The 21,875-nt window shown below is 56.1% G+C and carries 15 protein-coding genes; 4 read left to right on the plus strand and 11 right to left on the minus strand.

The window, feature by feature from the left end; all coding sequences use genetic code 11:
• Window positions 1–278 precede the first annotated feature (278 nt).
• Entirely contained in the window at window positions 279–1,880 is a 1,602-nt protein-coding gene (locus tag BBD41_RS13715; RefSeq protein WP_077571036.1) for a CTP synthase, read from the minus strand.
• A gap of 576 nt (window positions 1,881–2,456) precedes the next feature.
• A complete protein-coding gene (gene rpoE / locus BBD41_RS13725; RefSeq protein WP_099477909.1) occupies window positions 2,457–3,014 on the minus strand; it encodes a DNA-directed RNA polymerase subunit delta in 558 nt (185 codons plus the stop codon).
• A gap of 363 nt (window positions 3,015–3,377) precedes the next feature.
• Between rpoE and BBD41_RS13730 the strand changes: the two genes are divergently transcribed.
• Window positions 3,378–4,523 carry a S8 family peptidase gene (locus BBD41_RS13730; protein WP_099477910.1) on the plus strand — a complete coding sequence of 382 codons (1,146 nt, stop codon included), beginning with the start codon at window positions 3,378–3,380 and terminating at the stop codon, window positions 4,521–4,523.
• A 110-nt stretch (window positions 4,524–4,633) separates the two neighbouring features.
• Here the strand turns inward: BBD41_RS13730 and argS are convergent, their stop codons facing one another.
• From argS to BBD41_RS13755, 5 genes are all read right to left on the minus strand, one after another.
• Window positions 4,634–6,313: an arginine--tRNA ligase gene (gene argS, locus BBD41_RS13735; RefSeq protein WP_099477911.1), complete on the minus strand. Its 1,680-nt coding sequence runs from the start codon at window positions 6,311–6,313 to the stop codon at window positions 4,634–4,636.
• Window positions 6,310–6,735, minus strand: a complete 426-nt coding sequence (locus BBD41_RS13740; protein ID WP_099477912.1) for a YwiB family protein — start codon at window positions 6,733–6,735, stop codon at window positions 6,310–6,312. Before BBD41_RS13740 ends, argS begins: the two co-directional genes overlap by 4 nt.
• Before the next feature lie 244 nt (window positions 6,736–6,979).
• Window positions 6,980–7,651: a GNAT family protein gene (locus BBD41_RS13745; protein ID WP_099477913.1), complete on the minus strand. Its 672-nt coding sequence runs from the start codon at window positions 7,649–7,651 to the stop codon at window positions 6,980–6,982.
• Window positions 7,652–7,727: 76 nt separating this feature from the next.
• Window positions 7,728–8,417, minus strand: coding sequence for a GNAT family N-acetyltransferase (locus tag BBD41_RS13750; RefSeq protein WP_099477914.1), 690 nt, complete (start codon window positions 8,415–8,417; stop codon window positions 7,728–7,730).
• 38 nt (window positions 8,418–8,455) lie between these two features.
• A complete protein-coding gene (locus BBD41_RS13755) occupies window positions 8,456–9,313 on the minus strand; it encodes a carbon-nitrogen hydrolase family protein (protein ID WP_077571049.1) in 858 nt (285 codons plus the stop codon).
• 412 nt (window positions 9,314–9,725) lie between these two features.
• Between BBD41_RS13755 and BBD41_RS13760 the strand changes: the two genes are divergently transcribed.
• The 3 genes from BBD41_RS13760 to BBD41_RS13770 all read left to right on the plus strand — a co-directional run bounded on the left by BBD41_RS13760 (window position 9,726) and on the right by BBD41_RS13770 (window position 14,622).
• On the plus strand, window positions 9,726–12,002 hold the full coding sequence (locus tag BBD41_RS13760) for a CdiA C-terminal domain-containing protein (protein WP_237087074.1): 2,277 nt from the start codon (window positions 9,726–9,728) through the stop codon (window positions 12,000–12,002).
• A 17-nt stretch (window positions 12,003–12,019) separates the two neighbouring features.
• On the plus strand, window positions 12,020–12,469 hold the full coding sequence (locus BBD41_RS13765) for a SitI3 family protein (RefSeq protein WP_099477915.1): 450 nt from the start codon (window positions 12,020–12,022) through the stop codon (window positions 12,467–12,469).
• An 80-nt stretch (window positions 12,470–12,549) separates the two neighbouring features.
• Entirely contained in the window at window positions 12,550–14,622 is a 2,073-nt protein-coding gene (locus tag BBD41_RS13770; protein ID WP_099477916.1) for a serine hydrolase domain-containing protein, read from the plus strand.
• A 311-nt stretch (window positions 14,623–14,933) separates the two neighbouring features.
• Here BBD41_RS13770 and BBD41_RS13775 read toward each other — a convergent pair whose 3' ends face one another.
• From BBD41_RS13775 to BBD41_RS13790, 4 genes are all read right to left on the minus strand, one after another.
• Window positions 14,934–17,414, minus strand: a complete 2,481-nt coding sequence (locus BBD41_RS13775; protein WP_099477917.1) for a glycosyl hydrolase family 95 catalytic domain-containing protein — start codon at window positions 17,412–17,414, stop codon at window positions 14,934–14,936.
• Window positions 17,411–18,556: a glycoside hydrolase family 88/105 protein gene (locus BBD41_RS13780; RefSeq protein ID WP_099477918.1), complete on the minus strand. Its 1,146-nt coding sequence runs from the start codon at window positions 18,554–18,556 to the stop codon at window positions 17,411–17,413. Before BBD41_RS13780 ends, BBD41_RS13775 begins: the two co-directional genes overlap by 4 nt.
• Before the next feature lie 25 nt (window positions 18,557–18,581).
• Window positions 18,582–19,727, minus strand: a complete 1,146-nt coding sequence (locus BBD41_RS13785; RefSeq protein ID WP_099477919.1) for an oligogalacturonate lyase family protein — start codon at window positions 19,725–19,727, stop codon at window positions 18,582–18,584.
• A gap of 68 nt (window positions 19,728–19,795) precedes the next feature.
• On the minus strand, window positions 19,796–21,862 hold the full coding sequence (locus BBD41_RS13790) for a glycoside hydrolase family 65 (RefSeq protein WP_099477920.1): 2,067 nt from the start codon (window positions 21,860–21,862) through the stop codon (window positions 19,796–19,798).
• Window positions 21,863–21,875: the final 13 nt, after the last annotated feature.

Raw genomic sequence — 21,875 nt, forward strand, 5'->3', positions numbered from 1 at the left:
ATCCTTAAATGGCATTGATGTTACGCAAATCTAAAAGCCCTTAACGCCCCATAAACCGACCATTAACTGTATTCGCCCGCTTCAGTCGAAATCCTTCCTTCCCTTCGAAAAATTTCTGGAAAATAATGCACTGTCAAAACACAAAAATCCCCTTTGCTGTTAAATAGTATGGCGCCTGCTCAGCATAAAAAAATCCCCTTTAAGCAAACCGTCTCACGGTCTGATTAAAGGGGACTATCGTACGTTGTAATGGACGCAGTACGGCTATGACTCGCCGATTATACTTGATGCTGAATCGAAGCTTTCACAAATTCGCGGAACAGCGGCTGCGGACGGTTCGGACGGGATGTGAATTCCGGATGGAATTGCACCGCAAGGAACCAAGGATGTCCCGGCATCTCCACGATTTCGACCAGACGTCCGTCCGGCGATGTTCCGGAAATGCGCAATCCGGCCTTTTCAATGTCTTCGCGGTATTGGTTGTTGAACTCATACCGGTGACGATGTCTCTCATACACCAGCTCGTCCTTGTAGCAGGCTTCGGCCAGCGAGCCCGGAGCCAGCTTGCACGGATACAAGCCGAGGCGCATCGTTCCGCCCAAATCCTCGACATCCTTCTGCTCCGGCAGAAGATCGATGACCGGATATTCGGTTGCCGGATCGATTTCGGAGCTGTTCGCACCCTGCAATCCCAAGACGGAGCGGGCATACTCGATCACCGATACCTGCATGCCAAGGCAAATGCCGAAGAACGGAATGTTGCGCTCACGGGCATACCGGATCGCGCTGATCTTGCCTTCGATGCCCCGGTCGCCGAATCCGCCCGGTACGAGGATGCCTCCGACTCCGTTCAAAGCCTCTTCCACGTTGTCGTCCGTAATCTCCTCGGCGTTCACCCAGCGGATCTTTACCTCGGCATTGGCATCAAATCCGGCGTGGGACAAGGATTCAACCACGCTGAGGTAAGCATCGTGAAGCGCCACGTATTTACCCACGATGGCGATCTCCACCGTCTTCTCCAGCTTGGATACACGCTCAACCAGAGCCTCCCATTCGCTCATGTCAGGCGCCGGCGTAGTCAGCTTCAGATGGTTAACGACAATCTCGTCAAGCCCCTCGTCACGCAAGTTCAGCGGCACTTCATACAGAGAGGATGCATCGCGGCATTCAACAACAGCGTTCGGATCGATGTCGCAGAAGAGCGCGATTTTGGCTTTCATTTCGGTCGAAAGCTCATGCTCCGTACGGCATACGATGACATTCGGCTGGATGCCGATGCTGCGGAGCTCTTTCACGCTGTGCTGGGTCGGCTTTGTTTTCACTTCGCCGGCAGCTTTAATAAACGGAATGAGGGTTACATGGATATACATCACGTTCTCGCGGCCGACGTCACTCTTGATCTGACGGATCGCTTCAAGGAACGGAAGACTCTCGATATCGCCGACCGTACCGCCGATTTCGGTAATGACCACATCCGAGCCGGCTTCACGTCCTGCACGGAATACGCGCTCCTTGATTTCATTCGTAATATGCGGAATAACCTGTACCGTACCGCCCAAATATTCGCCGCGGCGCTCCTTGCTGATTACCGAGGAATATACTTTCCCTGTCGTAACATTGCTGTTCTTCGACAGATTGATATCGATGAATCGCTCATAGTGCCCGAGGTCCAGGTCGGTTTCCGCACCGTCGTCCGTTACGAATACTTCGCCATGCTGATAGGGACTCATCGTGCCCGGATCTATATTAATGTACGGATCGAACTTCTGAATCGTTACCTTGAGTCCTCTGTTCTTCAGCAATCGGCCGAGCGAAGCGGCGGTAATTCCCTTCCCGAGAGATGATACAACCCCGCCTGTTACAAAAATATACTTTGTCACTGTTAAAAACCCTCCTATATAATCTCCATAACTTCAGGCGACATATGATGTTTATCCTAACCCGTTTTCCCCAGATTCATCAGAGGGGACCAACAAAAAGCACGGCCCGCTTCCCTAAGGGTGAGCGAGCTGACCTCCGACCTATTACAAACCGTCCCCGCCTCTTCGATTCGGCTATCCATCCAGGCGGCCACGATAAGCGCACAGACCTTGCAATCATGCGCATTCGGGCAGGAACAGGTTCTGATACCTTCATCCTTGTCTTCTGCAAAGACTACATCCAGATCGATCATGAGGTCTTGGAGAAGACATCCCTATGAGCAGAAATGTCCTCTTACAGAAGACAACGCTATACCTGCTCATAAAAACAAAAAAAGTGACCCCGAGTAGTAACGGGGCACTTTTATATTAAACATATTTTAATCCACAATCATAAGCCCAAGCAATAGTTTACTCTGTGCCTTGTCTGCTTGTCAAGGGAAGAAACAGGCTTAAAATCCCCCTGTTTTCCAATCTCGTTCACGACCAGCTGAAACAGGACGCGGCAAGTCGCATTCCAAGATTTCCGATCAGGGATTAATCCAGATCGTCCTCTTCGAATTCCTCGCCATCCAGATTCTCTTCTTCCTCGGCTTCGGCATCCTCATCGTCCAAATCGTCGTCATCGATCACGACATCGTCGTCAACGTCAGCGTCAGCATCGTCGTCCTCGGCGAAGAGATCGTCATCCTCGTCATCCAGGCTGTCGTAATCGTCTTCGACGTCATCCACGCTGTACGTATCCTCTTCATCGGTGAAATCATCGTCGTCATCGTCTTCGTCATTGATGATGCGAGGACGCTTGGCGTTCGCAATCGGATCCTCGGAGCGCTCCAGAGGGTACCAGCGCTTCAATCCCCACAGATTCGTTCCGACGCAAGCGAAACGTCCGTCTATATTGATCTCGGTATATAACTGGGCAATCGTTTCGTTAATCTCTTCTTCCGTAAAGCCGCGAAGCTTGGCCACCTCATTCATCAGGTCACGGTAATAATACGGCGTATTGGCCGCCTTCAGAACCATAAAAGCCAGGTCAACCATCGGGATTTCCTGGATCTTCTCCGGATCGATCTTTAAATTGAGCGGATTACTCACTAAGCGTACACTTCCTCTCACACAATCTTCACGTTATACCCTCAACATATCCATTATCAAAACTAAGTAAAACCTATTTAAACATAAAAATCAAGTTTTTATGCGCTTGGCATCTTATGCATGGAAAAAGGCGGAGACTCTTCATCTCCGCCTTCCGACTGTATCCGCCCCTAGGATCGACTCCTTACGGGATAGATGAAAGAACCTCTGCAGGCTCCCTCCATGTATCTTATGTTCGCCCTATCGCTTTGACACGGGAAACAGGGCCTATTTCCCGGAAAAAGGGCTGCGTCCCATTCGGGCTCCCTCCCCGGCTCATACAATACTGAAGCAACGGTTCATCGAGAAGGGAGATTGCCACACATGGACTACACCCGGATCATGCAATCACTACTTGCGGAGACGAACCCTATGCGGAACGTCCGGGGAGAGAACCGGCGGCTCCTGACGTTTCATGACCCTAAGCTGTACCATGCGTGCATCAGCGAATGGAAGCGACTCACCGGAAAAAGCCTTTTGGTCGGTTCAGTCAGCTTCTCGCCGCTAGTCCGGACCATCATCGCTCCGGCATCCCAAACCGCAAAGCTCGAGGCGGAATTCCGGAACGAGCTGATGATCGAGGAGGATCACCAGGTTCATATCCAAGCGATACAGGGAAGCATTGGAACGCTAACCGGGATCCCATGGGGGATTAAACAGATCAAAGCCCCGCAAACCTGGTCGATCTCAACGGGTCACCGGATCAAGATTGCCGTTATTGATACGGGTGTGGATTTTGCCCACCCGGATTTGAGATACTCCCTGGCGAAGGGGGTCAATCTTGTGAACCGGAACATCCCGCCATACGATGACAACGGGCACGGCACGCATATATCAGGCACGATTGCTGCGGCGAACAGCACGCAAGGCATGATTGGCGTTGCGCCCAGATCGGTGGTCTACCCGGTGAAAGCCTTTGACCACAATGGGTCGGCCTTTGTATCGGATATCATAACGGCCATTGACTGGTGTGTCCGGGCCGAGGTCAATATCATCAATATGAGCTTCGGCATGCAGACCCGGAGCAGAACGTTGCTGGATATCGTCAGCAAGGCCAATCAGGCAGGGCTTATTATCGTTGCGTCCTCCGGAAACGACGGCAAGCGCCGCACGGCCGATTACCCGGCCCGCTACCCCCATACCATTTCCGTTGGAGCAACCGACCGGAACCGCAAAATCCCCGCTTTCAGCAACCGCGGGCAATTTGTCGATATCTACGCTCCCGGCGACAAAATCGTATCCACTTGGCTGCAAGGCAAATATCATGAAATGAGCGGCACCTCCATGGCCACTTCGCATATCAGCGGAGCCATCGCGCTGCTCCTCGCCCAAAAGCCCGACCTTAAACAGGCGACGGTCAAGTCCCTGCTGCGCCGGACTTCCACCCCGCTTAAACTGAAGAAGGGCTTCAGCGCTTCCGACGGGGAGGTAAATGCCCTGAAGTTTTTGCGCGAGGGCATGAAATTATAGAACGCTTCGGCCTGCCCGAATCGAATAGCTCCTGTACGCCGCTGCCCATAGAAACAGCCGCTTTCCATCATGGATAAGCGGCTGTCGATGATTATGCGTATGGAAATATCCTACATTCGTTCCGGCGCCGATACGCCGACCAGGCGAAGCACGTTCGCGATAACCGTGCGCACGGCTCCCAGCAGGGCCAGTCGCGCCTGCGTCTGCTCCGCATCCTCGGTAATTACGCGCTGGGCTTTATAATAGCTGTGGAACAGCGAAGCCAGCTCGTATACATAACGGATGATCCGGTGCGGCGCGTAGTTTTCGGCAGCAACCGACACCTCTTGCGGAAGCTCGCCGATTTTGCGCAAAATGTCATATTCATGCTCCGCCGTGAGCACGCCGAGTTTAACCTCGGAAAGCGGAAGGAGAGCAATACCTTGCTCCTCCGCTTGGCGGAATACGCTGCAAATGCGGGCATGCGCATATTGAACGTAGAACACCGGATTTTCATTGGAGGTGGAAACCGCCAGGTCCATGTCGAAATCGAGATGGGAGTCCATGCTCCGCATCGTGAAGAAGTAGCGGATCGCATCCACGCCTACTTCATCCATCAGATCCTCCATCGTGACCGCTTTGCCGGTACGCTTGGACATCTTTACCTTCTCACCGTTCTGGAACAGGCTCACCATCTGCGCGATCAATACCGTCAGCTTCTCCGGATCGTTGCCCAGCGCCTCCATGGCCGCCTTCATGCGGGGAATATAGCCATGGTGGTCAGCGCCCCAAATGTTGATGATGCGGTCATAGCCGCGCTCGTATTTGTTGCGGTGGTAGGCGATGTCCGGCGTCAGATAGGTATACGTCCCGTCATTCTTAACCAGGACCCGGTCCTTGTCATCCCCGTAGTCTGTTGTGCGCAGCCAGACCGCTCCATCCTTCTCATAAGCTTCGCCCTTGGCCTTCAGCTCCTCGAGCGACTTCTCCACCAGTCCGTCCTCGTACAGCGAGGTTTCGCTGAACCATTCGTCAAAATGCACGCGGAACCGATTCAAGTCGCGCTTGATCTTGTCGAGCTCCTTCTCAAGCCCGAATTGGCGGAAAAACGCGGTCCGTTCGCCGGGATTCATCGCCAGAAGAGAATCGCCCTTCTCTGCGACAAGCTCTTTGGCAAAGCCCTTGATATCTTCGCCGTGGTAGCCGTCCTCCGGCATTTCAGCCTCTTGGCCAAGCTCCTGCAAATAGCGCGCTTCAAGCGATTTGCACAGATTGACCACCTGGTTGCCCGCGTCATTGATATAGTACTCCCGCGTCACATCGTAACCCGCAAAGTCCAGCACGTTGCAGAGCGCGTCGCCGACTGCCGCTCCGCGGGCATGTCCAAGGTGGAGGCTGCCCGTCGGGTTGGCGCTGACAAACTCCACCTGAACCTTCCGGCCTTCGCCGATATTGACGCGGCCGTAACGCTCTCCTTGCTCGTGAACCAGGGCTACGACCGGGTAAAGGTAGCTTTTGTTCAAGGTAAAGTTAATAAAGCCGGGACCGGCAATCTCGGCCTTCTCAATCGAGGCTTTCGCCGTGTCCAAATGCTCCAGGATCGCCTCGGCAATCTGGCGCGGGTTCTTCTTGGCGATCCGGGTCAGCTGCATCGCAGCGTTCGTAGCCAAGTCCCCATGCGATTTATCTTTAGGGACCTCCAGCGTAATTGCCGGAAGCTCCTCGCGGGATACCAGTCCGGCAGCGACGGCGGCATCGGCCACCGCTTCCGCGACCAGCCCGTTAATATGGTCTAGTGGATTCAATGTCATGATTCATGAGCCTCCTGAATAGTCAAACTTATGGAAAAGTGCCCCGAAAACTCATCGAGCACGTATAGATCATACACCCATGCGGCGCGTCCGGACATACCTTCCACGGCAAGCTCCAGGCGCTGAGTGTGCGTAGACAGATTAAACGAGGTGAACGGAGAACGGTAAAATCCCGGCAGCCTCTGTCCTAATCTGAACGTCTGTTCAGATTCCACTTCCCCGTGGCGGATAAGCTTCAGCTCATCTTCGGTCAGCTTCAGCATCGCCCGGGTTTCTCCCTGATGCGGCCCCGTCTTCGGTTCGATATACCGGACATACAAGGCCTTCCCTTTGGAGATCACCTCAGCCGGAAGCTCCTGAACCGTATTCTCGCCTTCGTGAAGACTTTGAAGACGGATGGTCGCTTGTTTTCGGTCGTTCATGATACGCTCCTCTTTTTCCTACCTATTGTATTAATATATCCAGTATGGGCCGGCAATTCAAATGAGGATGGTACAATACTTCAGAAATTATACTTCTTCATGCAGGGTTTGCGCCATACTTTGCGACAAAAAGCCTGCTTATTTTCCCTTCCGCCCCTCACGGCATCAGGCTACCGGCCGACCTTCTGTTCTAAAGCAGGAATAAGAAAAAGCTTGGTTCCCCAGGGAACCAAGCTTCCATAAATTACAGGGGAAGCAGCGCTACCTTCTCCCGCTGCTTGAGCTTTGCCACCATATCAAGCCATGCTTGCGGCTTTTCCGGCAGGACGGCGTAGTAGCGCGTCAGGAAATTCACGATCAGCTCGGCAGGCAGCTCCGACATGCTGTCATCGCTCGGCATGAAGCAGAAGTCCAGGCCGGTTACCGCCTCCCCGTCGTTGTTCCAGGACGGGTGGACATAGTCGATATCGGTACGTTTGTAGCCAAGATGCGAGAGCACCTCGCGCCGTACAAACGGATCCATCGGCTTGATTCCGCCGAATTCGTAGTCGCTGACCCGATAAGGATCATAAATTTCGGCAAACATGCCAAGCAGCTCTTTCCCTTTGGCCGCCGCCAGGGCATGCAGGTCCTTCAAACGATGCTGCGCGAGGAACCGGCCGATGCCGAGTCCTTCGCGGCCGATGATCGTAAAGTCGGTCATCGCCACGTTCCAATCCTCGTAATACCGGTACTCGGTCGTCCCGACCACTTCCCCTTCATGCAGCGCTACAAACACGCGGATACCGGGGTCCTCAAGCGGTTCCTTCCACAGCTCGTATTCCAGCACCTCCTCAGGCGGAAACACCTCTTTCATCAGATTGTGCATGCTGCGAAACAGCGGGTCCTCGATACTAGTAATCCGAATATATTCCATGACTGCAAAGCCCCCTTCATTAATGGTCGTAGATTATGCCTCTTCATCCTTGCATAATGCATAGCTATGGAAGACTTTAACTAAGCCCGCCCCGTACAGCTTTAAACGGATTGCGCCATTCCATCAAAGCCCCGTAATTGCATGACTCCTCATCCTCCAGATAATCGGCCGCGACGCCGATCGGCGTGCGCCCGCAGCGAAGCAGGAACGTAATCACCGGGTCATGCAGCTTCCCCTGGACGACCGCCTCCAGATAGGATTCGGCACTCATCCTGTCCGCGTACTTGTGATAGCCCGGCATCCGGCCGCCGCCCAGCAGGCGGTCCAGCCCGCGCTGCACGGTCACATGGTACAGCGACTGGATGAGCCATTTGCCCAGCCCCAGTTTACGAAACCGGGGTCTCACGCATATATCCGCGATATAAAGCGTATTGCCGTCCGGTGTATGGGTCCGGATATACCCGTTGTCCGTTGTATCCGCCCAGGAATGAGCCGGCTCCGAAGGATCGTAATCCACGATCAGCGAGGTAATCGATCCGGCCAGCACCCCGTCCACCTCCACGCATAACGCGCCCTCGGGAAACCGGGTTATATGCTGGGTCAGCTGTTCCTTGTTCCACCACTGCTCGGATGGATACGGCGGCGGGAAGGTTTCGGATTGAATCACGATCAGCTCGTCGAAATCGTCCGCCGTATAGCCGCGTATGACAACCGGTACCGGCCGGTCGCCGTCAAATACGTAAAACCGCTGAAAATAGCTGCTCATGCCGCCCCCTGCCTTTCCGTGTTTTGTATCGATCCGTTTTACTCCCAATCCGGATAAAGATCCGTGCGGCGGTCGCGCCACGTCGTAACGGAACCTTTCTCCCGGACCTGATACAACAGGTCTAAATCCAGATCGGCTGTAATAATCATATCGTGGTTCAGCTCGCCTTCGGCCAGCAGTCCTTTCGGGGGAAACGGAACGTCATTCGGCGTAATAATGGCCGCCTGGCCGAAATTGGCCCGCATCAAATCGACCGTCGGCAGCGAGCCGACCGTGCCGGTCAGCACGACATAGACCTGGTTCTCGATCGCACGGGCGTGACTCGTATACCGGACGCGGTGGAAGCCGTGCCGGTCATCCGTGCAGGACGGACAGAAAATGACGTCGGCGCCCTTGGCCTTCGCCATCCGCACAATTTCAGGGAATTCGATATCATAGCAGGTCAGCATGGCAATCGTGCCATATTCGGTCTCGAACACCTCGAGCCCCTCGCCTGCCCCCATATTCCATCCGGTAACCTCCGACGGAGTGATATGGATCTTGGCTTGCTCGGCCACGCGCCCGTCCGGGTAGAACAGATGCGCCACGTTATACAGCTTTCCTGCCCGCCGAATCACATGCGTGCCGCCGATAATATGCATGTTATATTGCTTGGCAAGCCGGACGAACAGCTCCAGATAGCGGTCCGTGAAATCCGGCAAATCATTGATCGATAGCGCCTTTCCCTGGTCGTCCCCAATGGACATCAGCTGGGTTGTGAAGAATTCGGGAAACAGCACGAAATTAGCTTCAAACTCTTCGGCTGTCCGTATGTAATGCTCTGATTGCTGAGCGAAATCATCAAACGATTGGATCGTGTGCAGATGGTACTGCACGGCGGAAACGCGGAATTTCATGCTACTCCTCCTTAGGCCTTTGCTGGTTTCATTATATAAGATTATAGAGAACTTCGCTTGCGGAATCCATGATGATCTGTTTGGGGCGTAATGCCCGTAGAATGGGCAATCCAGTAGAGACCCGAATGCGAAATAGAAATTTGCTGCGAAAATAAAAGTAGTAAATTGGTGAAGGGCTCGGGAGCAGCTGCGTCCGGCTTGCCGAAATTGTGCGGAATTGAGGATATGGGTATTTTCGCACTCCCGCTTCTCGTACGTTGGCATCATTTTTGTGCGGCCGCTCGGGAAGTTTCCTTATATTGGTTCACACGAAACCGGGAATGTGTAAAAATATTGGAAAAAGCACCATCCGAACCCGCGCCGATTCTCGCGCAAAAGCTTGGTCATTCACGGGAGGGGGAGCATAGCAACGATGTCCATCACGATGGTCCGAACCCGCATTCGGGATGCGGTGGAGCAAGTATACGAAGCAGCGCGCGCCTGGCTCGCGAAGCACCCTTTGGTCATAAAGGTTTACTATGCATTTTCCTGGCTTTCCTTGATCTTTCTCCTGATCAGCCTCATCTTTGTTAGGGATTCCCGTCTCATGATGGTTCAGTACCTCTGGTCATTCTACGTGCTGCTGCAGTTCTGGCTGCTCTGCCGGAGCAAAACGCTCCCGTGGAAGCATGTCAGCCTGATGGTGCTGTCCGGAGTCATCCTGGTCGTGCCGCTTACGAACCTAACGATTCAGCTGCTGCATCTGATCTTTGGCGGCCGCACCTCGGATACCTGGTCCATGGCCGTAGCCACCCCCATTGTGGAAGAAGCCCTGAAGCTGCTGCCGCTCGCGGCATTCCTGTTCTTCTCCCGAAGGGCGTCTGCGCTAAGCCTCAGCGATTACGTGCTCCTGGGCGCAGCCCCGGGCGTCGGCTTCCAACTCATCGAGGAGCTCTCCAGACGCTGGGTCAATGACGGTTATCTTGCCCGGCAGTACGACTACAGCGTAACGTTGTTAGGCGGCAAAACGATCCATTGGGACCTGTTCACCCTATTTCCGGGATACTTCGAGGAAAGCATTGTACCGTTAATGATGAGTGAAGGTCATCCCTTACATACCGCAGTGATTTCCCTTGGCGTCGGATTCGCCGTCCGTTTCCGTCGTAAGCTGACTCCGTGGGTCTACCTGTTTCCGGTCATCCTGCTCCTCTGGGCCATATTGAATCACGTGGCATGGAACGGGCAAAGCCGGCTGCCGGACTGGATCATGACCGTCCACGAATGGACCGGGGAAGGCTACCGGGTCAAAGACATGTTCCTGCTTATGCTGGCGGGCGGCTTGATCATGGACTACGTCGACTTGAACAAGGTTAGACAGCGCCTGCCTAGGTACGGTCAGGAGCCCATGCTTAATCCGTTCTCCGAGTTGTTTCATACCCTAACCGCGCTGTTCAGCAGCAGAAAAAGGTTCGGAAATCTCCTTGCCTTTTACAGAGCAAGGCGTGAGCTCGGCTTCTCCTTTCTATATGGGAATGAAGAGGCTAAGAGCCGGGAACTTACCGTTCATGAGCATTTGCAAAAATACGGGGTGCTGCTCGGAGCCCTGGCCGTTCTCCTGCTTGCCGCAGGCGTCTTCTCGGGATTTCAGATGGTGCAGACCCCGGATTCCGCCTGCTTCGCCTGCCTGTTCGATTCGCTTCAGAGCTGGTGGGACCGCCTCAGCGGGTGGGAGCAGGCAGCGATCGTTCTCGGCGCGTTCGCCCTGGGCTTTATGTTCGTCGGGTTCTGGCCCGCCCTCGGGCTTGCCTTGACCGGACTCGATATCGCATCAAGCGGACACAGCATTGCCAGCTACATCCGCGATCCGAAGAAGCTGCTCTCGCCGCAGCATGTGCTGGCGGGGCTCACGGCCTTTCTTCTCGACCGGATTCCGGTAGGAAGAGGGCTGCGATGGCTGTCTGACCGGCTGGGACCGAGAGCAAAGGGCCTGCTGGATGCCATTCAATCGAAGCTCGGCCTTAAACCAAAGCCGGACGGCGACACGCGGGGCATGCCTGACCGGCATGAAACTCCGAACGGAAAGCCGGAGCCCGAGAACCGGCAGCCGGACGATAAGCCGGAAGACACTAAACCCGGCCAAAACAAGCCCAACGATAAACCGGAAGATAACAGACCTGACGAGAATAAACCCGATGAGAATAAACCAGATGTGAATAAACCCGACGAAAATAAATCCGGGGAGAATCATCCGCCGGAGAACAAGCCGGAGGATTCCGGCTTGACCGAGCCTACTACGTCCGGCGGCGAGCCGCGAGGCAATTACGAAACGCCTGATCCCAACGACCCGCGGCCGATCATGCGGCAAAACGAAACCGCCGACCTGCTGGCCTCGCAAGGGTACGATGTTGAAATGCTCCCCGGCACGAAGGGCGGCAACGGACACGGCATTCTGCCCGAATCTAATCCGGATTTTCTGATCAACGGCAAAGCCTTTGACTGTTATTCGCCTGATACGGGCAACGTCCGGAATATCTGGTCCACGGTTGTTGGCAAAACCGAGCGGCAGGCCGGCGGCATCGTTCTGAATCTCGACGATTACACGGGCTCGATGGATAAGCTGATGAAACAGTTCGATGATTGGCCGATCGAGGGCCTTGACGAGCTGTTCGTTGTTAAAGACGGGACCATCACGAGATGGTTTCCAAAATAGAATAGGAGTGGATCTCGGTGTTTTACAATTTATATTTGGGAACAGGCTCATCGTTCGAGGAACTGAGCGCAACGCTTGTAACGCTGCATGCCGGGGACGGGGACGTCATTCGACATACGCCGGAGGAGCTTGTCATTTCATTCGACTGGGCAACCATGACCGCCCAAGAAGGCGGACAGGGATTGATGTTCAAAAGCGAGGATTACGGCATGCCGCTCCGGTTCAGCCTGTGGTTCGACATCCTGCCGAGCCAGCCGGACTGGGCAGAGAAGCTTATGGCGTTCACAGGGCGCCTGCTCAGCCGGATTGGAGGTGATTGCATTCTGGAGTCCAACGGGGATACCCCGATTCTGACCAGAACGGGGAGCCGCATCGTGGTGGACGATAAGAAGCTGAAGGGAACCGCCAAATTTCCGTTCCACGCGCTGAAGCTCTCTTTTGTCGAGGGCGATTTGGAGAAAGTTTAAATTTTTTTTCGAAAAAACATTGAACCATTCGGGCTGGTAAAACGTACTAAGTGATACATCAACCATAAGGAGGTTTATCATTGAAGAAACGACTTTCACGAATGTTGGCAGGCTTGCTCACGCTTACCCTGTTGGTTCCATCAGGCGTTATGGCTGCAAGCGGTGACCCGGCGGCCTCGACCAAAGGACTTCAGGAGATCGCTGCGGAGAAAGCGGCGCTTCTTACCGAGCAGTACGGTACGATCAGCGTCCAATATGCCCTAATCGACAACGGAGAGATTAAAGCATCGGGCCAGTCGGGCATGAACGATATAGAAGGAAAGATCCCGCTCACGAAGGATACGATGTACGGCATCGGTTCGACGAGCAAAGTGTTTACGACCGCTGCGGTGATGAAGCTGGTGGAGGCCGGAAAGATTAATCTTGATACGCCTTTGGTCCAGTACATACCCGAATTCAAAATGAAAGACGAGCGCTACAAGAAGATCACCCCGCGCATGCTGCTTAACCATTCCTCGGGCCTGCAGGGCTCCAGCCTTGGCAATGCCTTTTTGTTCGAGGATAACGACACCTACGCACACGATACGCTGCTTGAGCAGCTGTCCACCCAGACGTTAAAAGCAGATCCGGGCGCATTCTCCGTATATTGCAACGACGGCTTTACATTGGCCGAAATTTTGGTGGAGCGCGTCAGCGGCAAAGATTTTACCGCATTCATTCATGAGCATTTTACAAAGCCGCTGGGGATGAACCATACCAAGACGTCACAGGACGATCTGGATCTCGACCAAATGGCAGGCCTGTACTATCCGACGTATCCGGAGCAGCTGCCGAATGAGACGGTCAACGTGATCGGAACCGGGGGCATTTACTCCACGGCGGAAGATCTTGTTAAGTTCGGTACCATCTTCACCGGCGAAGCCAAGGGTATTCTTTCGGAAGCCTCCTTACGCGCGATGGAGCAGGAAGAGTACAAACGCGGCTTGTGGCCGGAGGATGCGGACAACTCGTTCGATTTCGGCCTTGGCTGGGACAGCGTGCGGCTGTATCCGTTTAACGACTACGGCATGAAGGGTCTGGTAAAGGGCGGCGATACGATCCTGTACCATGCTTCCCTCATCGTGCTTCCGGAGCAGGATATGGCTGCTGCTGTATTGTCATCCGGCGGCTCCAGCTCGACGAACCAGCTGCTGGCAACCCAGCTGCTGCTCCATGCTTTGAAGGAGAAGGGTACAATTAAAGAGTTCAAGCCCGACAAATCGTTCGGCAAGCCGGTGCAAGCCGAGCTTCCAAGCGACCTGCTGAAGTATGACGGATACTACGGTGCTTCCAAGCAGCAGATTCGTGTAAAGCTGGATCCAAAAGGCGTGCTCAGCCTCTCTGTTCCGCAAGTGCCGAATTATCCGGAAGAAAAATATATTTATACCAAGGATGGTGCCTTCATCGATGAGGCCGGCACGATTAAAGCCAGCTTCGTCACGGAAGACAACGGCCGAACCTATCTCTGGGTAAGACAATATGCCACCGTTCCGGAGCTCGGACAGGTAGCGATTTCCCAATATCTAGCCGAAAAGCTGGACGAGAACAAGCTGACCGCTGACGTCGAGGCGGCCTGGAGCAAGCGGGATGGCAAAACCTATTATCCGCTGAACGAAAAATACACGTCCCTCGCCTACTTCATGATGAAGCCGACCATGCAAATTGCCCGCAATCCTGAGCTTAAAGGTTATGTGCTCGACATGGCAATCACCGATCGCGACCGGGCAACGACCAAGCACAACGTTCCGGGTACGGGCAGCCGGGATACGCTGGACATCGAGTTCACCAAAGAAAAGGGTGTCGAGTATTTCAACGCTTCCGGAACGCTGTATATGAGCGAAGACGGCCTCAAATCCCTGTATAAGGGCAAGCGATCCACGGTGACCATTCATTCCGACGGATACGCCAAATGGTATACGGTTCCTAAAGGAGCGGCCGGCAAGACCCTTACCGTCACATTGCCTGCAGAAGGCGCATTTGCCGTCTATGACGAACTGGGAACGGTCCTGAACTACTCCCTTGTCAGCGGATCGAACGAAGTTAAGCTGCCGGAGAACGGCACGATCGTGTTTGCCGGTGCCCCGGGCTCGGTATTCGGCGTTCAGCTGAAGTAAGATTCCGATTGACATCGTCTTGGGTTCCCTGAACTTATCCGATTTTTTATTATGCATGAACGATAAGAAAAAGGTCTGTCGACGTACTCTTAAAAAGATGACCAATCGCGTGTTGCGATCGTTTTCCGTGCGTGATCAGACAGCGGATTCTCCGAAGCTTATACGCTCTGATATTCTAAGAAAGGCACCTTCGAACAATAGCCCGAGGCCGGGGTTCGAAAGGTGCCTTTTTTCGTTTACTGTTATGCGGGGCAGGCGAAACCGGTCGGTTCGCCGAATCGGTGCTTCTTAGGGAACCCGCGCCTCCCGCTTTACCGATCGGGACGGCACCGGAACGTGAGCCGTGCTCCAGGCCTCAGCCGTAAGGCGAAGCAGCGGCGGCCCTGCTCCGACGGCTGAACATCCCCTTCTCCGGAGAATGAGCATGCTCCGGTCCATTCCGGCAAGGAAACGACCGTATCGGTCTGTCGCTCGGCGTGAAGCTCGGCCTGCAGCCATCCGGTATCGGTGTCCCACTCGGCGGCAATCTGCCCCGTATGGAATCTCCAACCGGCATACCGGCCCCTGCGCCAGCGTCGAGGCAGGGCTGGGAGCAGCCTCACCATGCGCGGCGATACCTGCAGCAGCATTTCCTGCACCGCATGAACCCATCCCATATTCGCATCGAGCTGAACAGGGGCAGCAGGCATATCCATGCAAATCCCCATGCCTCTCCAATCGTTATGGAGCGTAAACAGATTTGGCAGCAGACAGGAGCGCGCCAGCATATCCAGACATTCCAGCGCATGATCCCCATCGCCAAGCCGGGCGTAGATGGAAGCCATATGGGCCAGCGACCAGCCGCTTTGCGCCTCGATGCGGCGCAGCCGCACCGCGTTCTCGCAGGCGCTGAACAGCTCAGGTGACGATTCCCGGGTAATTTCATGACCGGGAAACAGAGGGTAGATATGCGAAAGATGCCGATGATCATAGCGATCCTCGAAGGCGGGATCCAGCCATTCCGCCAAGGCGCCGTCACGGTTCGTCCGATAGGGCGGAATTTTCGCCAGCATCCGTTCGTATGCGGCTCGTTCCATATCCGGAACGCCGATCGCTCTTCCCGCTTCGATGAGATGGGTAAGCAATTCCTTCAGAATGGCTATGTCCATCGTTGCATTCACCGTCGTCGGCATGGGGTGAGCCAGCTGTCTGCCGTCTTCGGGCATAAAATTGCGCGGCGTATTCTCCGGTGAAACCGAAGGATACAGCTTGAGGAAGCCGTCCTCGCCTTCCGTCGCAAAATCGGCATAGAATTGCCAGGCCTCCTGCATAAACGGCAGCGTCTCCTCTTGAAGAAACCGGGTATCCCCCGTGTACAGAAAGTGCTCGTAGAAATGCCGGGACAGCCACCCGGCAGCCCCCGTCCAGTTCAAGATGACGGGCACGATCTGACTGGGTGAGCCGATCCCTGGCGTGGTGCCTGCCGGAATGTATATCCCTCTGCAGCCGTACAGCTTGCGGGCATTGTCGCGGAAATCCTCCATCAGACTGCCGTAATAACGGAATAAGGGCTTGACCAGCTCGGACAATCCGCCGACATTGGCATGCCAGTGCATCATCTGTATGTTTTCGTTGGCCATGTGATGGCACCAGACCAGACGGTAGTCACCGCCCCATAAGCCGTATAACCCGAACGGACCCGATTCCGCCCCTGTCCCGCTGATGAACAGATACCGGCCATACGCCCACATTTTGCGGGCAAGCGCAGCTGGGGCCTGGCCTTCATAAGCCTCCAGCAGCAGCTCTTCGCCTGAGCGACCGTCATCGGAGGCTCCGCTCAGCTCCAGGGCAGCGGAATGGAACAACGGCCCATGCAGCTCGGCATGCCGCTGAAGGAGCCGTTCGTATTCACATGCATCCGGAAGAGCAGCCAGCTCCTGCTCGAGCTCCTTCCACTTCGCTTCGCGCCGCCCTCCGACAAACACCTTAACAAGAATCAGCGCCTTTCGCATGGCTTCAAACCTGATCGTCGTCCCTTCCTTACCGGTATGGGAGCGCCCGTCCTCGCCGATGATCCGCAGCACGGCCCCGAAGTCTTCCCCGTCATCGTTGCGGGCGGCATATCGGATATAGCAGCCTTCGGCTTGAATGGTCAGCGAATCGGCCAGCTCCTTAAACTCGGGGGAATCCCCCCAGCGCTCGCTCGGATAGAGTATCAGTCCAATCTCGCCGGAAACGGTGCAGAGCTTCCCTCCTCCATCCCCTGGATCGCCAGCTCGCTCGGCTCGTGCACCGGAAGGGGAGCAATCTTCCCATACAGGCTCACCGAGGCGGATGTCGTAAACGACAACCGAATCCGCGCGGGAAACAAACAGCCGCCTGACATACCGGGACGCACCATCGGACCACCGGACGGATACCTCCCCTGTCTCCATATCAAGCGTACGCCGGTATTCCCGGAATGCCCGGCTTCCAGGCATCCGCAGCTGGATCGCCGCCAGCGGAAACCGGGAGGCAAGCTTGGTGCCGTACCCCCGCTCCCGCAATGCGTTCGCCAGCTTCCAGCTGGCTTCGGCATGGCGCCCTTCATCCATTAATCTTCGCGTTTCCGGCAGTGCAGAACTGACATCCGGCAACGGGTCCTTCCGTCCCCAATGCCACAGCCCTTCATGGTTCAGCAGCACCGTCTCTTCCTGAACCCCGCCGAAGACGGAGGCCCCGATCGTGCCGTTCCCGGATGGCAGCGCCTCTCGCCACATATTGCGCCACCAGGATGCCGGATATCGCAAAGTCAGCAGATTCCCGGCATTCATTGAGGGCGACCGCCTTCCCCTTCCGCCGCCAGTCTCTCCATTTCCATGCTGGCCAGCAGGAGCGGAGCGACGCCCATTAACGAGTCGCTGACAACCTGCTCGCTGATATAGTACGCATACGAGCCGTCACGGTATTTGCGCCCGCCAAGTCCTGCGCCGTGGCAAATGCTGTGAAGATGGACACCCTCCCCGTCCACGGTAACGAAGCGCTTCTTAATGCCTTCATAGGCGCGTTCCACGACCTCCCGGTCGATTTCGGCCAAATACTTGAGGCGAATGCCCTTCGCCAAAGCGTAGGTCAGCATGCAGGAACCGGAAGCTTCCAGATAGTTGCCCTGCCGGCCGTTGCAGTCCATGACCTGATACCACAAACCGCTTGCCTGATCCTGAACCCGTACAAGGGCATTGGCCATCCGCTCGAAAATGCCCATCAGCTGCCCGCGCTGCGGATGCCGGACCGGGAAGAACTCCAGGACATCCACAAGCGCCATGGCATACCACCCCATGGCGCGTCCCCAGACGTGCCGTGAGCGCCCGGTCTCCTTATCGCACCAGCGCTGCTCCCGGCTCTCGTCATAGGCATGATGCAGCAGCCCCGTCTCTGGATTGCGCGTCCTCCGCTCGATAAGCAGCAGCTGCCGTGCTGCCTCGTCAAACCATTCCGGCTCCCCGAACGCAGCCGCATACTCCGCCATGAACGGAGAGGACATATAAAGACCGTCCAGCCACATCTGATACGGATAAATCTTTTTGTGCCAAAAACCGCCCTCATCCGTCCGCGGCTGCCCGATCAGCTGGGACGCAAGCAGCTCGGCGGCTTGGCGGTACCTGGCTTCCCCCGTGGTCCGCCACAGGCGGAGCAGATTTTTGCCTTTGTTGATATGATCCAGATTGTATTCCTCAAGCGTGTACCCTGCGATCGAGCCGTCATCCCGGATAAAGACATCCATGTGGCGCTTAACCGCCTCATGATACCGCTGCTCACCTGTCCAATCGCCCAGCCTTCCAAGCGCGGTTAGAGCCATTCCAGCCACATATCCCCACTTGTTGGCGATGCCCGGGTGATACCCGTCCACGCAGGCGGACAGGATCGTGTCGCCGATGCGGACCGGCATCCGTTCCGTAACTGTTGCTTCTGTCAATGTAATTCACTCCTTTCTCTTCATTTCAGACCGAGAACGGGGGCAGCATATCGAACTGATCGGGCATGTCAACCAAATACAGGTTGGCGTAGCCGTTTTTGTCGCTTGTGAACAGCAGCCGTTTGCCCTCCGGATCAAAGCGCGGATGCGCATGCACCTTCTGGGAGTGAAAGCTGCACCGCAGCTCGCACAGCATGCTCGGCCCCTGATATATCCCGCCGGCGTCCTTGCGCCACACCGAGAGCGTGCGGACCGCCCCCTTGCCGTCGACGACGGCCTGCCCGAGGCCATCGGCATACGCATGCCACGTATCAAAGCCGAATTCCGTCTCCTCCATCGCCGTATTGTCATACCGGATGCTGCCGAAAAAATTCGTGCCGTCTACGCGAAAGCCGTGATACCCGATCGTTACGCCGTCGGGATAAAAGAACTCATGGCCTACTTTCTCTCCCGGCTCGAGGCGCTCCCGGATTTTCCAAACCTCTCCGCTCCGCAGATCCAGCCCCCATATGCGATGGTCCACCTCATGCCAGGGGCCTTCGTGGCAGAACGTCATCAGCCACGGCTCCACCGGCGAAGCGTTGATATGGGTGATGAAGTTATGGTCTTCATACAGTGTCTCCGGCTGCGTCCTCCCTTCCGCATCCAGCCGGATGATCCGGCTGTCGGGCTGAGCCTGCATCAACTCGCGGTGGCCGACGTAGCCATTGCCCAGATCAAGCTTGATCCGGTCCGACAGATCTTCCTGGATGCACGTAACCACCGACCGGCCGCCGGCCGGGCAGCTTAAATTGCCGATCGTGTAGCCCTGAGGCGCCTCATATAGCTCCACTTCCTCCAGCGTTGCAAGATCGAGCCGGCGTACGCTTCGGCCCACCCGGACGAATGCCGCGGTCCCATCCGGCAGCAGACAGGCATCGAGCTCATCATTATCCGGATAATCGGTCAACTGCAGCATCTCGCCGCTCTCCACCTCCATGCTGTACAGGTTGGCGCTGTTTTCGCGGTCCGATACGAACAGCAGCCGCCGTCCCCCGTCATACCATCCGTTTTCCGTAAAATACAAATGGTGGCTGTGTGCCTTGTAGTCGGTCAGCTGCGCGACCTCAACTCCCGTCAACCGGTCCCGGTATTGCCTCCGTTCCGGTTTCCATACCGTTCCTTTTGCCATAATGCCTTCCTCCAGTCCAGCGTATTCCCCATCCTTCGAACCAGGGTTCATCCAATGCTACAACAATGCTACAACCACGGCTTCAATCCTTCCCACTGCACATTCCAGCCGCTGGACGGAAATCCGGGAGCGCCCGGGTCCTCCTGCCCCTCCCAGCCGCAGGCCATCATGGCAACCGCCGCAAGCAGTCCGCCATTGCCCGGCAGGTATGCGGACAAGCCGGGACGCTGATAATTGTGCCCATTCGGCAAATACGTGTTCTTCACCTCGTCCATCAAGAGAAAATCGACAGCCAGATCGCGCTCGCCTAGCCTGGCCGCCGTCATGGCACATACCGGAAAGTCCCATCCCCATGCCGTCTCCCACTGCCACACGTCCTTCACCTTCTTCAGCGTACGGCGCATCGTTTCCCGATCGATCAGCCTGCCCGGAAGCACGCCCAGCGCACACAGCATGGACGGATGATCATGATTCTTCGCCGTAAACGTATCTGGGGCCAGCGCATGAGCCAAATAGACGCCATCCTTCTGCGGCGGCGATGCCATCCTGCCTGCTACCTCCGCCCAGCGCGGATTCGGCCGGATCCCCATGCGGCCGGCCCACTTCACCGCAATATGAAGGCCATATCTCCAATATTCCAGCTCATACGGCGGGTTGACGCTGCCGTCCATAGGGTGGCATTCCTGCGCAGGAATGAGCGGCGGACCGAGATCGAAAGCGCCGGTCTCCTCATTCCAATGGGCATAGGACACCATAAAGTCAGCCGATTCGAACACGATGTCGCGGAGTCTTCGCAGTGTCGCCGTTGTCGGTTCCGCCTTATAGCACAGCTCCGCCATCGCGATCGGATGCGGCTGCTGCCAGATCAGGCCGGGAGCGACGGGCGACGGACAGGGATAGCCGTCAAAGCCCACCATCTTCGGCCAGCGGGCTCCCTCATAGCCTTGCATCCTGGCCAGCTCGCGGGCGACCGGCAGGATGCGGTCGTACCAGCCCATGCTGCGCCGCAGAATCGAAGCCCGGCCCCATAACGCAAAATGTGCCGCATGCCACCAGTGCATCTCCAGATGCGCTTTGCCGAACCAGCTGTTGTACATAAGGCCGGTTTCCTGCGGCGGCATGGAGCCGCCGCTGTGAACGGCGCACAGCCATTGCGACAAGACCACCCGCCGCTCCAGCTCAAAGGCCCGCGGATCGGAGCTGCCCTCGAAGCTGATCGCCCCCCCGCTCTGCCAGAAGGCTTCCCAGTGACGGGCGCTGGCTGCCGTTATGTCTTCCACCTCGGCGGCAGCGGGCGTACTCGGAGCAAATCCGACGGAGAACGCCAGCTCGTCAACATGCGTTTCGCCCGTTCCTTCCGGATGCAGCGTAAACTCATGCTGACCCGTCTGCTCGAGCCGCCCCCCGCTCCACTGCCACCGGACGGCATAGCGGTCCTCATCCATCGTTCGTTCGATCCAGGCCGCCCCATCCTCCTGCCGGAGCAGAACCGTTTCATGACGATGGTCATTCGCCCAGTCGAGCTGCACGGACTTGGACCAGGAGGTGTGCGTCATATCCGGTGCGGGAAAGCGGATAAATACCTGCAGCTGCCCTTTGCCAACAAGCGGCGAGACGACTTTCACGCCCAGCAAATCCGCATCAGGATGGCAAACCGTCGTCACGTCGACAGGCACCCCGCGAACGGTAAAGCGGCTAGACAGGACCCCGGTCCAGAGGTCGAGCTTTTGCCGAAATCCGCCCGCATGACCGTAATCAAGCTCCTCTCCCGACTCATCCAAAAATCGGAAGGCCAGGCGGCCGAGATGAAGGCGATGGGGATTTTGCCTCAGCCATTGATACGCCTCCTCCCGATCCCCGGGCTTCATCGGATAACCGACCTTGCGGCCATGCGTGTCAAACGGTTGAAGCGCGGCATCCTTCCAATCGAATCGGCGGCGTCCCCCCGTAAAGTGCCAGCCCCAGTTCGATTGGGTCCCGAGCGGCACCTCGTATTGCTCGGGAAACGTCTGCAGCCCGGTAATATCCGCGGTAAACGCGAATTCCCCATTGCCGACCGACAGCGGCGATAATGGATTCAGCCTGTCGAACTCCGGATGATGTCGTTCTACAATCTGCTTTCTCTCCATCTCCATGCTCTCCTTCCAT

This window comes from Paenibacillus ihbetae, assembly GCF_002741055.1.
Taxonomy (GTDB): Bacteria; Bacillota; Bacilli; order Paenibacillales; family Paenibacillaceae; genus Paenibacillus_AQ; species Paenibacillus_AQ ihbetae.

What these genes read in the sequence shown, in the direction of transcription:
- BBD41_RS13730 (WP_099477910.1), top strand. Translation starts at nt 3,378, where the DNA reads ATGGACTACACCCGGATCATGCAATCACTACTTGCGGAGACGAACCCT.
- argS (WP_099477911.1), bottom strand. Translation starts at nt 6,313, where the DNA reads ATGACATTGAATCCACTAGACCATATTAACGGGCTGGTCGCGGAAGCG.
- BBD41_RS13740 (WP_099477912.1), bottom strand. Translation starts at nt 6,735, where the DNA reads ATGAACGACCGAAAACAAGCGACCATCCGTCTTCAAAGTCTTCACGAA.
- BBD41_RS13745 (WP_099477913.1), bottom strand. Translation starts at nt 7,651, where the DNA reads ATGGAATATATTCGGATTACTAGTATCGAGGACCCGCTGTTTCGCAGC.
- BBD41_RS13750 (WP_099477914.1), bottom strand. Translation starts at nt 8,417, where the DNA reads ATGAGCAGCTATTTTCAGCGGTTTTACGTATTTGACGGCGACCGGCCG.
- BBD41_RS13755 (WP_077571049.1), bottom strand. Translation starts at nt 9,313, where the DNA reads ATGAAATTCCGCGTTTCCGCCGTGCAGTACCATCTGCACACGATCCAA.
- BBD41_RS13760 (WP_237087074.1), top strand. Translation starts at nt 9,726, where the DNA reads ATGTCCATCACGATGGTCCGAACCCGCATTCGGGATGCGGTGGAGCAA.
- BBD41_RS13775 (WP_099477917.1), bottom strand. Translation starts at nt 17,414, where the DNA reads ATGAATGCCGGGAATCTGCTGACTTTGCGATATCCGGCATCCTGGTGG.
- BBD41_RS13785 (WP_099477919.1), bottom strand. Translation starts at nt 19,727, where the DNA reads ATGGCAAAAGGAACGGTATGGAAACCGGAACGGAGGCAATACCGGGAC.
- BBD41_RS13790 (WP_099477920.1), bottom strand. Translation starts at nt 21,862, where the DNA reads ATGGAGATGGAGAGAAAGCAGATTGTAGAACGACATCATCCGGAGTTC.